Genomic DNA, 13,242 nt, shown 5'->3' on the forward strand with positions numbered 1-13,242 from the left:
CCGGTCTGCAAATGGCGCTTTTGCGTGCTTCCGGTGCTCACGTACATTGAGTACGCTGCGCTCCGGGTCACGCAAAACCACCATTTTCGCCACGGCCTGAGCTGAATGTCGATTGGTCCTAGGCGCCGCCGGCGAAATGTTCGGACCGGATGGTGGCGTAATAGGGGGCCAGCGACGGGCTTGCCTCGCTCAGCACATCGAAGGTCGCGTCGTCGGCCGTCAGCCGTCCGGCATATTTGTCCTCGATGAAGCGGGCATGCTGGGCCATAGCTGCATCCGGCAGGCTGCGCAGGGCGGTGAAGACGGGCGCCGCACCGCTGCGGCCCTTTACCGTGATGCGGTCGAGCTCCAGCACGGCGAAATCCGTCGCCGCCAATGTCGCCGTGCGCTCGCCGATGAGCAGCGGCACGCCGTAAGCCTTCGAAGCGCCCTCCAGCCGCGAAGCGAGGTTTACCGCGTCGCCCAGCACCGAATAGTCGAAGCGCTGCGAGGAGCCCATGTTTCCGACCACGCAGTCGCCGGTATTGATGCCGATGCCGATGCGCAATGCGTGATAGGGCGTGCCGCTCGCCGCCGCTTCCGCCTTCAGCTTCGCATTGAGCGTCGCCATCGCGTCGAGCATGTCGAGCGCGGCGGCGACCGCGTGCCGGGCATGGTGCTCGTCATCGAGCGGCGCGTTCCAGAAGGCCATCACGCAGTCGCCGATATATTTGTCGATCGTGCCGCCATGTTTCAGCACGATGTCGGACAGCGGCGTCAGCAGCCGGTTGATCAGCGTGGTCAACTGTTCCGGGTCGTCCTTCATCGTCTCGGCGATGGTGGTGAAGCCGCGCACGTCGCAAAACAGGATGGAGAGCGTACGCCGCTCGCCGCCGAGTTTCAGCTGCGAGGGATCGCGGGCGAGGCGCTCGACGAGGGCGGGCGAGAGATATTGCGAGAAGGCGCGCACGATCTCGCGCCGCCGCCGCCGCTCCTCCGCATAGTCGAGCGCCGTCTGGCCGGCCGCGACCAGCAGCAGCGCGACGGTGGGGCCGATCGGCGAGACGAAAAGCGTCGCCTCGCGGATCAGCGCGAAGCTCAACAGCCCGAGCACCGCGGTGGCGAACAGGCTGAGCACGACCGTCTGCCAGCGCGTCGCGCGCCGCACGAGCGCGGCCGAAAAAAGCGCCGCAAGGGCGACGGACGTTATGGCGAGCGGTGTGCCGGCGCGGGTGATCGCCGCACCCGTGGTGAGGTTGTCGAAGATCGTCGCCTGGATTTCCGCCCCCGCCACCAGCCGGCCGGTATGCACCGTATAGGGTGTCGCGAAGGCGTCGGCGCCGCCGGAATTGATGACCGGCGCATTCTGCAGGCTGAGGCCGACGATGACCACGCGGCCCTTGAACATATCCTTCGGCAGCATGTTTTCCGGGTCGAGCGCCTGGTAATAGGAGACGGTCGGATAGCTGCGCGAAGGGCCGAAGGATTGCAGCAGTTTGCCCGCGGGCGAGACCGCCGTCTTGCCGGCGATGCGGGCGAGCGCCAGCGCAAAACCATCCTCGTAGCGCGGCAGGTCGCGAAAGACCCCGTCGCCGCCAAGCGTAATGGAGGCGATGCCGGTCACGGCCCTGGCTTGTGAAAAGGCCGGCAGCGGCGTGGTGCGCAGGAACTGTTCGGCCTGCGGCGTGACGATGACGCTCTCGTCGCCGGCGAGCACCACGTCCGGCCCGAGCGCCTTGGCGAGCGCCGCATCGGAGGCCGGATTGGAGGGCTCGGCGAAGATGATGTCGAGGCCGATTGCCGTGGCGCCTGCCTTGCGCAGGCTTTCGACCAGCCGCGCGTGCAGTTCGCGCGGCCAGGGCCATTGCGCGTTGATCTCGGCCAGCGACGGTTCGTCGATCGCCACGATGACGGGGCTTGCGGCCGGCGGGCGGGGATCGTCGAGGGTGGAGAAATAGTCGAAGGCGCGCAGGTCCGCGAGCGACCAGCCGGGAAGCTGCGGCAGCGCGGAAACCAGCACGATGACCGCGAAGGTGAGCACCGCGAGGCGCTTGCTGCGGCGCGACCATCGGTGCGGAAAGCGCAGTCCCGTCTTCATGCGCCGGTGCTCCGGGCAGGACGCGGCAGGGTGGGACGGGATGGCGGGACGAGGCTTCGCATGGTGCCAGCACTCGACATCCCCTCAAAAAAGTCAAGCGGCGCCGCACGCATGCCGTTGCTTTCCAAAACCTCTCGGCTATCACGAGGGAAACGGGGAACGAAAGCGACATGGCGGCGGAAGATCGGCAGAGCATTCTCGAACGGGCTATGGGCGGCGCCGAGGGCATCGCGGTCGAGCATTTTGACCATATCCGCCGCATCAACGACGTGTTCTACGACCAGGTGAAGATTTCCGACCAGAAGGCCGCCTATATCTTCACCTTCATGCTGGCGCTGCTCGTCACCTCCACGGAAAGCCGCGCGGTGTTTACCTGGTCGCGTTATGCAGACGCCGACCTGTCCACGATCGTCTTTTCCGGCCTGCTCGCCTTCGCGCTGGTCTTTTCCATGGTGTCGGCGATCCTCGTCGTGCTGCCGCGCCGCGTCGACAACGCGACATCGCTCTTCTGGGGCGCCTGGCCCCACCATCGCGAGGGGTTCCGCAAGGCCGCCGAGACCCGCGATATCGACTATCTCTTCGAGCAATACATGCAGAACGCCGACGCCATCGCCGCGATCGCCAGCGACAAATACCGCTTCGTCGGCTTCGCCTTCCGCGGCCTGCTGCTGACGGTTATCGCCTATGTCGCGCTGCTTGCGACGCGGTGAAGGCGGCGATAGGGGTTCGGGCGGCATTTTGCTGTTGGCTTTGCCAGCAGGAATTCTAAGGTGCGGGGCGGGTTCACGTCCCAGCGAGGATCGAGAATGATGGACATGCACGGCCTGAACGCTGCTGCTTATCGCGATGACAATGCAGGAGAGGGACGGCGTCCGCTCGAAAGCTTCGGCATTGCCAACATTCATGTCCACCGCGCGAAAATCTGGCACAAGGGCCACCTGCTTGTTGAAAGTCCGGTCTGGCTTGCCGGCGATATCTCCTCGCGGGGAATGATCGGCGCCTATACGTTCCTGCGCGATAACGTGCGGATTTCCGGGCAAACGGCGCATATCGGGCGATACTGTTCGATCGCCCCGGGCACGGTGATCGGCGACAGCAACCACCCGACCGACTGGCTCTCGACGCATTCCTTCCAGTGGGGGGACGGCCAGTGGATTCCGTCCGAAGCGATGCAGCAGTTCACCAGCCCACGCAAGCAAGTGCCGCAGCGCACGATCGTCGGCAGCGACGTCTGGATCGGGGCCAACGCGATCATCCTGCCCGGCGTGAACGTCGGCGATGGCGCCATCATTGCGGCGGGCTCCGTCGTCTCGCGCGATGTTCCTCCCTATGCGATCGTCGGCGGCATCCCCGCGCGTATCATCCGACACCGTTTCGACGAAGAGACGGTCGCCCGCCTGATGCGCGTGCGATGGTGGCGATTCCGGCTCGACGACCTGTTCGACATCCCGTTCAACGATATCCAGCTGGCGCTCGCCGAGCTGGAAAAGCGGCTGGCGGCTGGTGCGTTGCGTGAACTCGAGCCGAAACTCTACGCGGTGGCGAAAAAAGAGATCACCGAACTGGACGACCCGAAAGCGCTGAAATTGTTCCGTAAGCGTCTCCACGGCGCCGACACCAAAGGCAAGGCGCCTGCCGTCGTCACGCCGAATGCAGAGCCGCAAGGGGAAACGGTTGCCGCCGTGTCTCCCTTTGCCCGGCTCAAGCCGTTCCTGCCGTGGATTACGGCGTTTATCGCCGGCATCGTGGGAAGTGCGGCCTGGGAGATCGCATTCGGCTGACGGCCTCGGACATTGTCGTCACGAAGGTCGCCACGCCTCGTCGTCTCCGCGCGCCATGATCAATGTCACGATGGCAAGCCGTTCCTCGACGGCGTCGCGCTCGGCGATCATCGTGCGCAAGGCTTCCAGGGCATTGCCGTTGTGAAAGGCGAGGATTTCCAGCGCTTCCTCGCAGAATATCTGCTTTTGCCGTCGATCCGCGCGCATCATTGAAGCCGGAGCTCCAGCTGGCGCTTGCTCTTCAGCACATAAAGGGGCTTGGCGACCGCCTCCAGCTTGCGCTGGAACTCGGCCCGGTGGGCCTGCTGCTTTTCGCGCAGCGCCCGGCAGGCGGCGACTTCGGCAAGGGCACGTTCGACGGCATCGGTTTGCATCGGCACCTCCATTTGTTCTCTTTATGTTCCATTTTCGTCGACGGATGTCAAGCCGCGAATCGGCGCGCCAAAACAACGCGGTGCCGTGTGAAACCTGTCCAAAGGGAGGAGAAGGGCGCGGAAAGGGAGTAGGCGTGTGTACCCCTGCGGGTGGATTCCTGCGCTTCGACGAGGATCCCTTGACCTTTTGCTCAAATGTCGGCCCCGCATTTCTATCGCTATGCTTGCATCATCGTCCATGCAACCTGATCGCTCCAGGTCAGGGCATCGCGGCGATTGCAGGGGCGTCATATGATTTTCTTGCTGCTCGAAAGCTCGGCGTCTCTTGCGTTGAGCGCCTTTTTCGTCGTCCTGTTGCGTACATTGTCAGTTCCCCTTCACCTCATGGATCTGCCGGATCACCGGAAGATCCATGAGGGTGCCATCCCGCTGTGCGGCGGCATCGCGATCTTCCTGGCGTTTGCCGGCATCAGCCTGCTCGCTTCAGGCCCGATGGCTTGCGGGCCGGGCTTCTGGGCGGCGACGCTGCTGATCGTCGGGCTCGGCGTCGCGGACGATCGGTTCGCGCTGCCCGCCCGCTTCCGTTTCGGGGCGCAGGTGCTGATCGCGATCACGCTGATCTCCGCCGAAGGGCTGGGGCAGGTGTCGTTCGGCGACCTCACGGAACTGGGGATCGTCTTCGGCCCCATCGGCCTTCTCGTGCTCTCCGTGGCCTTCATCGTCGGGCTGATCAATGCCTGGAACATGCTGGACGGCGTCGACGGGCTTGCCGGCGGCAGCGCCGTGGCAGCGCTGGTGTGGATTCTCCTGCTGTCGCTGCACGCGGGCGCCGAGGGGCTCGTCGTTCCGGTCGCCCTCCTGCTTGCGGCGGTCGGCGGCTTTCTCATCTTCAACCTGCGCAGCCCCTGGCGCGCCCGCGCCTCGGTCTATCTGGGCGATGCCGGCAGCACGGCGCTCGGCGGCATCATCGCCTACCTGATCCTGTGCCTGTCGAACGGCGCGGAGGGGCTCGCCTTCCAGAGCCTGCTCTGGCTGGTGATCATTCCGGTGGTCGATACGCTGAGCCTGATGGTGCGCCGCATGCTCGATCACCGCAGCCCCATGTCGGCGGATCGCCGACACCTGCATCACCTGCTGATCGATACAGGGTTTTCGCCCGCGGCCACCAGCTATGTCATCGTCCTGGTGTCGTTCCTGTGCGGCGGCGTCGGCTATCTCGGCCTGGTCTTCAATCTTCCGGGGCCTGTGATGGTGATCGGCCTCGTCTTCGTCGCGATCGCCCATACCGCATTCGTGCTCGCCGCCGAGTCCGCCACGCGCCGGCGGGTCCATCGCGCCGCCCGTCCCTCAATTAAGCTGCAGATGTAACGAGGGAGGGCGGCCGATGTCGATTTCCGTACTGATCATGACGTTGAACGAGGAGAGGAATCTCCCCGCCTGCCTGGCCTCGCTGGACTGGTGCGACGATATCGTCGTGCTCGATTCCTACAGCACCGACAGGACGGTGGAGATCGCAAAGGCGGCGGGCGCCCGGGTCTACCAGCGGGTGCACGATACCGAATCGCACCAGCGCACCTACGGGCTGAAGGAGATCACCTACAAATATCCCTGGGTCTATACGCCCGACGCCGACGAGGTGACGCCGCCGGATCTGCGCGACGAGATGCTGGCGATCGCCCGCGATCCGGTGCGCCCCGAAAGCTCCTTCCGCATCCGCTACAAGAACATGTTCATGGGACGCTGGATCAAGCACAGCAGCCTCTACCCGACGTGGATCACCCGCCTCGTGCGGCCGGATCGCGTGCGCTACGAGCGCGACGCCCATTCGCGCTGCCTGCCCGAGGGGCCGGAGGGGCGGCTTAACGCGCATTTCATCCACTACAGTTTCAACAAGGGCCTCAACGCCTGGTACGACAAGCACAACCGCTATTCCTCCTCCGAGGCGCGAGAGACGGTGATCAGCCTGCGCGAGAAACGCGTGCCCTGGCGCGACATGCTGAGCGCGGTGCCCGAGGTGCGCCGTCGCGCCATGAAGGAACTGTCGATGCGCCTGCCGTTCCGCCCGGCCGCGCGTTTCCTCTACATGTATATCCTGCGCGGCGGATTCAGGGACGGCTGGGAAGGCTACCATTACTGCCGGCTGCTCGCCGCCTACGAATACATGATCGTCATCAAGACGGAGGAGCTGCGGCGGCGGGAGGAAGGCCTGCCCGTTTGACCAGGTTCGTCCGTACGGGGTTGTGGGCAGTACCCCTTGCCTGCGACCGCCGCCGGGAGCGGGAGATGCGAGGCCCCCGCCTCCTGGCGGTTGCTCGTCCGGGGATGCCGACCGTCGTGGCCAGCGGGCGCGGCGTTGAAACCCATTGCGTTCCGCCGATGCCAGGGAGGCTCGTCCATCCATGAAATCCCGTTATGACGATCCGGCCTTCGACACGCTGGGCCTCGCCGCACCGCTGCTCGGCGGGCCGACATTCGCGCTGCGCTTCCGGCTGATGCGGCTTGCCTGGCTCATCGCCTGGCGGTGCCTTGCGGCATGGACGCCGTCGCCCTTCCATCCCTGGCGCAATCTTTTGCTGCGCCTCTTCGGCGCCAAGCTCGATCCGACGGCGATCGTGCATGGCAGCACGGTCATCTGGTGGCCTGGCAACCTCACAATGGGGCCGAATGCCTCGATGGGACCGGGCGTGATCTGCTACAATGTCGCGCCCGTGACGCTGGAGGCGCTGGCGATCGTGTCGCAGCGCGCGCATCTGTGCACGGGCACGCACGATATCCAGCAGCCGACCTTTCCGCTGGTGGCGCGGCCGATCCTGCTGCGCCGCAACGCCTGGATCGCCGCGGAGGCCTTTGTCGGCCCGGGCATGGAGGTGGGCGAGGGGGCGGTTCTCGGTGCGCGTGGTGTCGCGGTCCGGGCGCTGGAACCGTGGACGGTCTATGCCGGCAATCCGGCGCGTGCCGTCGCCAGCCGCCGGCAGGTTGGTTAGCCATCAGGTGGTGGGAAGCCCGACATTCTCGGTTGCCGGCGCATAGGCCTCGTAGAGGCCGATCGTCAGTTGAGCGATGCGCGGCCAGGTATAGTTCTCAAAGACCAGCCGGCGACCGTTCTGCCCCATGGCGCGGGCTGCGGGCGCATTCGAGAGTGTTTCGACCAGGGCGCTCGCGACATCGTTCGCATCGAGCGCCACGACCGCGCCGGCGCCGGCAACGGCCACTTCCGGAAAATGGCAGGCACGGGTGATGACGACCGGCGTGCCGCAGGCGAGCGCCTCGGTGATCGCCACGCTGAACCCCTCCTGCCGGCTGGGCAGGCAGAAGCAGGCGGCGGAAACGAAGGCCTGCAGCTTCGTCTCGCCATAGAGCGGGCCGACCATGAAGACGCGCCTTTCGAGCCCGAAGCGGCGCACGAGATCGCGGAAATCGTCCTCCGCGCCGCCATCCGGGCCCGCCACGACGAGATCGACATCCGGGCATTCCTGCGCGACCCGCTGGAAGGCATCGGCCAAAAGGTCGAGGCCCTTCTTGTAGTGCAGGCGAGAGAGGAACAGTACGAAGCGCCGCTCTGCCGGCAGGCCGATCAGCGTGGGAAAGGTCTTTGCGGAGGGGAGGTGTTCGAATTCTTCGATGAAGACGCCGTTCGGAATGATCTCGGCCGGCGCCTTCAGGCCGAGCGGTCGCATTAGCTCCGCCTCGTCGCGGTTGAGGGCGTGGATGAAGGCCGCGTGGTCGAGCATCCGGCGGCAGCCGAGCGCCAGCGCCAGGCGCTTCTTCCAAGGTTTTTGCGCAAGGCTCCAGGTGTCGAGCATGCCGGCCGGGCACACGCAATAGGGCACGCCGTTGCGGGCGGCGATGGCGGCGGCGAAGACGAGAATCGGCTCCCAGACGCCGTGCAGGTGGACCTGGTGGGCATCGGTGAGGATGCGCGCCAGAAGCGGCCGCGCCTTGCGGCAGAGCACCTCTTCCAGCCTCCCCGGCGGCACGGCGTGCCAGACGATGTGCTGGAAGCCGGGAATGGCCTCGCCGAGCCGCGCGACATGGCCGAGCGTTTGCGTATCCGCCTGGCTCACCACATGCACCGCATGGCCGAGGTTGGCCTGGGCCGCCGCAAGCCGCATCACGACCGCCTGCGGGCCGCCCTTGTCCGGGTCCATGGTGGTGATGACATGGACGATTTTCATGGCTCGTCGCCATGGGGGCCGTGCAGCCGGGACAGCACGTCGAGAAGGCGCGCGCCATATTTGTCGACGGTGTGGCTAGCCGCCGTGCGGCGCGCATTGGCCGACATGGTTGCGCGGATGTCCTCGTTGTCGGCGAGGTAGCGCACGGCATCGACGATCGCCTGCGGGTCGCGCTCCGGCACGATCAGGCCCTCGACGCCATGCCGCACGACGCTGCCCGTGCTGTAGGTGGTGATGACCGGAAGGCCGGAGGCCAGCGCCTCGTAGATGACGGTGGCCGACCCCTCGCAAAGCGAGGGCAGCAGGAAGACATCCGCCCAGCGATACTCCCCGGCGACCTCGGCGCGCGGCACGATGCCCCTGAGCTCGATCGACCGGCTCAGCCGGCGGCGGACCGGCTCGGGCAGCCGGTGGGGGCCGGCCATGCGCATGCGCACGGCGGTGCCGAGGCGCTCGGCGGCCTGCAGCACATAGGGCGAGCCCTTGCGCAGGCCGACCTCGCCGATCGTCAGGACATGCAGCGGGCCGGGCGCGCGGGGCGTCGGATCGGAGCGGTCCTTCGCGTCGACGCCGTAGGGCACGACGACGCAGCGGTCCGCCGGCCCGCCCTCGGCAATGACATGGTCGCGCACGAAATCGGACGGGCAGACGATGCAGTCCGCCAGCGCCCATTCGGCGCGTTCGCGGGCCGCGAAGGTTTCGGCATGGGGGTTGTTCGCCGGCGGGCCGGCCCAGTCGGGAAAACGCCCCATCTCTTCGGCGAGGATGGCTTCCAGCACGGCGCGGGGCGCGACCATCTGCTCGACGGCGACCCAGAGGCCCTGCTTCTTGGCGGCGCGCATCTGTTCCAGCGCATCGCCGCTATAGGCATAGAGGCCGGCGGCGTTGTGAAAACCCCGGGCCGCGACGAGCGTCGAAAAGCGGCTGCCGGCCCAGACGGCATGGGACATTTCTCCGGCCTGGTCCTCCATGCGCAGGCGCCGGATGGCGGAGCGCACGCCGAAAAGCGGAAAATCCGTGATCAGTTCCGGCGGAACGCCATTCGGCACCCGCCCGACCAGCCGCCGCACCGGCCGCGGCAGCATCGACTGGGGCAGCCTGTGGAGGAGCGAGGGCCAACTTTTTGTGCCGCAGATATCGGTGAAGAAATGGCCGAGCCGGCCTTCCTTCGCCAGGATGCGGGCGACGGCATAGTGCATGCGGGCGCCGAGCTGGCTGACGACGACGGTGTCGGTCATGACGTCTCCTGCTCCAGCAGGACGGCGCGGGCAGGCGCGGGCGCGGCTTCGGCCAAATCCCTCAGTAGCACGCGCCAGGTTGCGAGCGCGCGGTCATAGGCGTAATCGGCTTCGAGCACGGCCCTCGCGGTCTCGCCCATAGCGACGACCCTTTCCGGCGATGCCGCCAGCTCGGCGATCGTGCGGGCTAGCCTTTCGGCCTCGCCGATCGCGATGTTCACCCCGCAGCCCTCGGCATCGATGACGGCCGCGACGCTGCCTTTCGGATCGCCGATGAAGAGCGTCGGCCTGCCGGCGGCGAGGATGCCGTAGAACTTGCTCGGGATGATGCAATGTTCGAGGCGCGGCAGCAGGGAGACGACGTGCAGATCCGGCACGCCGAGGCTTTCGGCAAGCTGTTCGGCTGGTTGAAGCGGCTTGAAGGTGACATTGGCGAGGCCGCGTTCGCGCACGGCGCCTTGCACGGAGGCGAGCTTGTGGCCCCCGCCGACCATCAGGAAGCGGATGTCCTGCCGGTCCTGCAAAAGGGTCGCCGCTTCGATCAGCGTGGCGAATTCATGGGCGCGGCCAAAGTTGCCGGAATAACCAACGACGAATTTATGGGTGTAGTCCCAGGCGGTGCGAAGGGGATTTTCGTCGCGCGGCACGGGGCGGATCTCGGCGGCATCGGACCAATGGTGCAACACGCGCATGCGATCAGCCGGTGCGCCGCGCGTGAGCAGGTAATCCGCCATCCGCTCCGTTGGGCAGATCGTGAGGCGCGCGCGGGCGACCGACCGGTCGCGCAGCCAGGCGGCAAGCCGTCCGAGCACGGGCGCCCTGCTGAAAAGGCCGAGCTCGATGGCGGTTTCGGGAAAGAGGTCCATGACCCAGTTGACCATCTCGCCCCCGCGCAGCCGGATGGGCAGCGCGCAGCCGAGCGAGATCAGCGGCGGATCGGTGCAGACCACCACCACGTCGCCGCGCCGGACATTGCGGATGAGCCAGCCGAAGGCCGCGAGGTGGAAGGAGAGGTAGTCGATGGCGCGGCCGGGCAGGGTGCCGCGGCCGAAGCGCGAGGTGGAAAGCCTGACGACATCCACGCCGGAGCAGGTTTCCCGCCCGGCGAGGGGAACGTCGGCCTGGTCATGCCGGGTGCGGCTCGCGACGACCGCGACCTTGCCGCCCTGCCGCGCCAGGCCGAAAGCGAGCGCCGATACCATGCGGCTCGTCGCCGACTGGTCGGGATGGAAATATCGATTGACGAAGATCGTCCGCATGAGCCCCCCGGGATCACAATTCCTGCGGGTTACGATCCTGCCAATACGCGGACGGGCGGCAAGTTCTCCAAAGGCGCTAGGGGGTATTTTGCCCCCGCACCCGGCCTACGCCTTCCGACGAGGGTAGCTAGACCTTCGTCGGGCGGAGGTGCGGCCTCGTCCGATCCGGAGAAAGCGGGACGATCCCCGTCCCCCGAACGGCCACCTTGCCGCGCGGACCGCGTCATCGCTAACTCACGAGACGACGGGCAGAGAAGAATTGTGCCCGCATGCCCCTCCTGCGAGAGCGACAATGCCTGAAAAAACAGCCTTGATCATCGGCGTGACGGGCCAGGACGGCTCCTACCTGACCGAGCTTCTGCTTTCCAAGGGATATCGGGTGCACGGCCTCAAGCGCCGCTCGTCCTCCTTCAATACGGCCCGCATCGATCACCTTTATGTCGATCCGCGATCGCCGGGGGTGCGCTTCCACCTGCATTTCGGCGACCTGACCGATGCGACGAACCTCTGCCGGGTGATCCAGGAGGTCCAGCCGGACGAGATCTACAATCTCGGCGCCCAGAGCCATGTGCAGGTGAGTTTCGAGACGCCGGAATATACCGCGAATACCGACGCGCTCGGCACGCTGCGGCTTCTGGAGGCCATGCGGCTTTTGAAGGTCGGCGAACAATGCCGCTTCTACCAGGCATCGACCTCGGAACTCTTCGGCGGCATCAAGGAAACGCCGCAACGGGAGGGAACGCCGTTCCATCCGCGCAGCCCCTATGCCGCCGCGAAACTCTACGCCTACTGGATGACGGTCAACTATCGCGAGGCCTACGGCTTCCACGCCTCGAACGGCATCCTCTTCAACCATGAAAGCCCGCGCAGGGGCGAAACCTTCGTCACGCGCAAGATCACGCGGGCGGTCGCTGCGATCGAATGGGGGCTGCAGGACAAGCTGTATCTCGGCAATCTCGATGCGAAGCGCGACTGGGGGCATGCACGCGACTATGTGGAGGGCATGTGGCGGATCGTGCAGCAGGACGTACCGGATGACTATGTGCTGGCCACGGGAGAGGCCCATACGGTGCGGGAATTCGTCGAGTGCGCCTTCGATGTGGTGGGAAAATCCATCGAATGGGACGGCGTGGGCGTCGACGAGGTCGGCTACGAGCGCAAGAGCGGCAAGCCGCTCATACAGATCGACCCCCGTTATTTCCGCCCCGCGGAGGTCGATATCCTGCTTGGCGATGCGAGCAAGGCGCGCGAGCGGCTCGGCTGGCGCCAGACGGTGACCTTCGGCGAGCTCGTCTCGGAGATGGTCGAATCGGACCTGCGGGTGATCACCAAGGAGGAGGGGCGAAATGATCTCCACGGCTGAAGACGACACGGTATCCTACGACCTGCGTGGCAAGCGGGTCTGGGTGGCCGGGCATTCCGGAATGGTCGGCTCGGCGCTCATGCGCCGGCTGAAACGGGAGCGCTGCGACATCCAGACGGTGACGCGCGAGGACCTCGACCTGACGCGCCAGTCCGACACGGAAGCCTGGATGCGCAAGGCGCGGCCGGAGGCGATCTTCATCGCCGCTGCCCGGGTCGGCGGCATCGGCGCGAATGCGCGCTACCCGGCGGAGTTCCTCGCCGAAAACGCCCTCATCCTCCTCAACATCATCAAGACGGCCTCCGAACTCGGCGTCGAAAAGCTGCTCTGCCTCGGATCGAGCTGCATCTACCCCAAGCATGCCGAGCAGCCCATCACCGAGGACGCCTTGCTGACGGGCAGCCTGGAGCCGACCAACGAGGCCTATGCCATCGCCAAGATCGCCGGCATAAAGCTTGCCAGCGCCTATGCCGAGCAGCATGGCTGTCGCTTCATTTCGGTGATGCCGACGAACCTCTACGGCCAGAACGACAATTTCGACCTCGACCATTCGCATGTCATCCCGGCGCTGATCCGCAAGATGCACGACGCGCGGGTCAGCCATCGCGACAGCGTCGTCGTCTGGGGCACGGGCACGCCGAAGCGGGAATTCCTGCATGTCGACGACCTCGCCGACGCCTGCGTCTTCCTGATGAAGGGATATGAAAGTCCCAAGCTGATCAATATCGGCTCGGGCGAGGAGATCAGCATCGGCGAACTCGCCTTCCTGATCGCCGATGTCATCGATTTTCGCGGCCGCATCGTCTTCGATGCCTTCAAGCCGGATGGCGCCCCCCGCAAGCTCCTGGACAGTTCCCGCCTTCACCGGCTCGGCTGGTCGCACAAGATCGCGCTTCGGGCCGGCATCGAGGAACTCTACCATCGCTGGCGGACATCGGGCCGCAACAGCCTGGTCAAGCAGCATCATCCGTAAGG

At 66.0% G+C, this 13,242-nt stretch carries 13 protein-coding genes; 7 read left to right on the forward strand and 6 right to left on the reverse strand.

Going from position 1 to position 13,242, the window contains the following annotated elements:
* Positions 1–118: 118 nt before the first annotated feature.
* Entirely contained in the window at positions 119–2,077 is a 1,959-nt protein-coding gene (locus J2Y63_RS05655; RefSeq protein WP_435265291.1) for a CHASE2 domain-containing protein, read from the reverse strand.
* 170 nt (positions 2,078–2,247) lie between these two features.
* Between J2Y63_RS05655 and J2Y63_RS05660 the strand changes: the two genes are divergently transcribed.
* Both J2Y63_RS05660 and J2Y63_RS05665 read left to right on the forward strand, forming a co-directional pair.
* Positions 2,248–2,787 carry a Pycsar system effector family protein gene (locus J2Y63_RS05660; protein ID WP_435265292.1) on the forward strand — a complete coding sequence of 180 codons (540 nt, stop codon included), beginning with the start codon at positions 2,248–2,250 and terminating at the stop codon, positions 2,785–2,787.
* A 96-nt stretch (positions 2,788–2,883) separates the two neighbouring features.
* Positions 2,884–3,858, forward strand: coding sequence for a CatB-related O-acetyltransferase (locus J2Y63_RS05665; RefSeq protein WP_435265293.1), 975 nt, complete (start codon positions 2,884–2,886; stop codon positions 3,856–3,858).
* Positions 3,859–3,876: 18 nt separating this feature from the next.
* Here J2Y63_RS05665 and J2Y63_RS05670 read toward each other — a convergent pair whose 3' ends face one another.
* Positions 3,877–4,068, reverse strand: a complete 192-nt coding sequence (locus tag J2Y63_RS05670; RefSeq protein ID WP_435265294.1) for a hypothetical protein — start codon at positions 4,066–4,068, stop codon at positions 3,877–3,879.
* Complete coding sequence (locus J2Y63_RS05675) at positions 4,065–4,232, reverse strand: hypothetical protein (RefSeq protein WP_256118970.1); 168 nt, start codon at positions 4,230–4,232, stop codon at positions 4,065–4,067. The genes J2Y63_RS05670 and J2Y63_RS05675 overlap by 4 nt, the downstream gene beginning before the upstream one ends.
* A 291-nt stretch (positions 4,233–4,523) precedes the next feature.
* Here J2Y63_RS05675 and J2Y63_RS05680 point away from each other — a divergent pair, with 291 nt between their 5' ends.
* The 3 genes from J2Y63_RS05680 (at position 4,524) to J2Y63_RS05690 (ending at position 7,216) form a co-directional block, all read left to right on the forward strand.
* Entirely contained in the window at positions 4,524–5,600 is a 1,077-nt protein-coding gene (locus tag J2Y63_RS05680) for an MraY family glycosyltransferase (RefSeq protein WP_435265295.1), read from the forward strand.
* Positions 5,601–5,616: 16 nt separating this feature from the next.
* Positions 5,617–6,450 (forward strand): glycosyltransferase family 2 protein, encoded by an 834-nt coding sequence (locus J2Y63_RS05685; RefSeq protein ID WP_435265296.1) that lies wholly within the window; start codon positions 5,617–5,619, stop codon positions 6,448–6,450.
* A gap of 181 nt (positions 6,451–6,631) precedes the next feature.
* On the forward strand, positions 6,632–7,216 hold the full coding sequence (locus tag J2Y63_RS05690; protein ID WP_435265297.1) for a putative colanic acid biosynthesis acetyltransferase: 585 nt from the start codon (positions 6,632–6,634) through the stop codon (positions 7,214–7,216).
* A 3-nt stretch (positions 7,217–7,219) separates the two neighbouring features.
* Here the strand turns inward: J2Y63_RS05690 and J2Y63_RS05695 are convergent, their stop codons facing one another.
* From J2Y63_RS05695 to J2Y63_RS05705, 3 genes are read right to left on the reverse strand one after another with little or no spacing between them, the layout of a single operon-like run.
* Positions 7,220–8,407, reverse strand: a complete 1,188-nt coding sequence (locus J2Y63_RS05695) for a glycosyltransferase (RefSeq protein ID WP_435265298.1) — start codon at positions 8,405–8,407, stop codon at positions 7,220–7,222.
* The gene (locus J2Y63_RS05700) at positions 8,404–9,645 is read right to left on the reverse strand and encodes a glycosyltransferase family 4 protein (RefSeq protein ID WP_435265299.1); all 1,242 of its coding nucleotides are present in this window, start codon (positions 9,643–9,645) and stop codon (positions 8,404–8,406) included. Before J2Y63_RS05700 ends, J2Y63_RS05695 begins: the two co-directional genes overlap by 4 nt.
* The gene (locus J2Y63_RS05705) at positions 9,642–10,904 is read right to left on the reverse strand and encodes a glycosyltransferase family 4 protein (RefSeq protein ID WP_435265300.1); all 1,263 of its coding nucleotides are present in this window, start codon (positions 10,902–10,904) and stop codon (positions 9,642–9,644) included. The genes J2Y63_RS05700 and J2Y63_RS05705 overlap by 4 nt, the downstream gene beginning before the upstream one ends.
* Positions 10,905–11,196: 292 nt before the next feature.
* Between J2Y63_RS05705 and gmd the strand changes: the two genes are divergently transcribed.
* Together gmd and J2Y63_RS05715 are read left to right on the forward strand one after the other, a co-directional pair.
* The gene (gene gmd, locus J2Y63_RS05710) at positions 11,197–12,267 is read left to right on the forward strand and encodes a GDP-mannose 4,6-dehydratase (RefSeq protein ID WP_256118977.1); all 1,071 of its coding nucleotides are present in this window, start codon (positions 11,197–11,199) and stop codon (positions 12,265–12,267) included.
* Positions 12,251–13,240, forward strand: coding sequence for a GDP-L-fucose synthase family protein (locus J2Y63_RS05715; protein WP_305112021.1), 990 nt, complete (start codon positions 12,251–12,253; stop codon positions 13,238–13,240). The genes gmd and J2Y63_RS05715 overlap by 17 nt, the downstream gene beginning before the upstream one ends.
* Positions 13,241–13,242: the final 2 nt, after the last annotated feature.

It is taken from the genome of Shinella sp. BE166, assembly GCF_051201095.1.
Taxonomy (GTDB): domain Bacteria; phylum Pseudomonadota; class Alphaproteobacteria; order Rhizobiales; family Rhizobiaceae; genus Shinella; species Shinella lacus.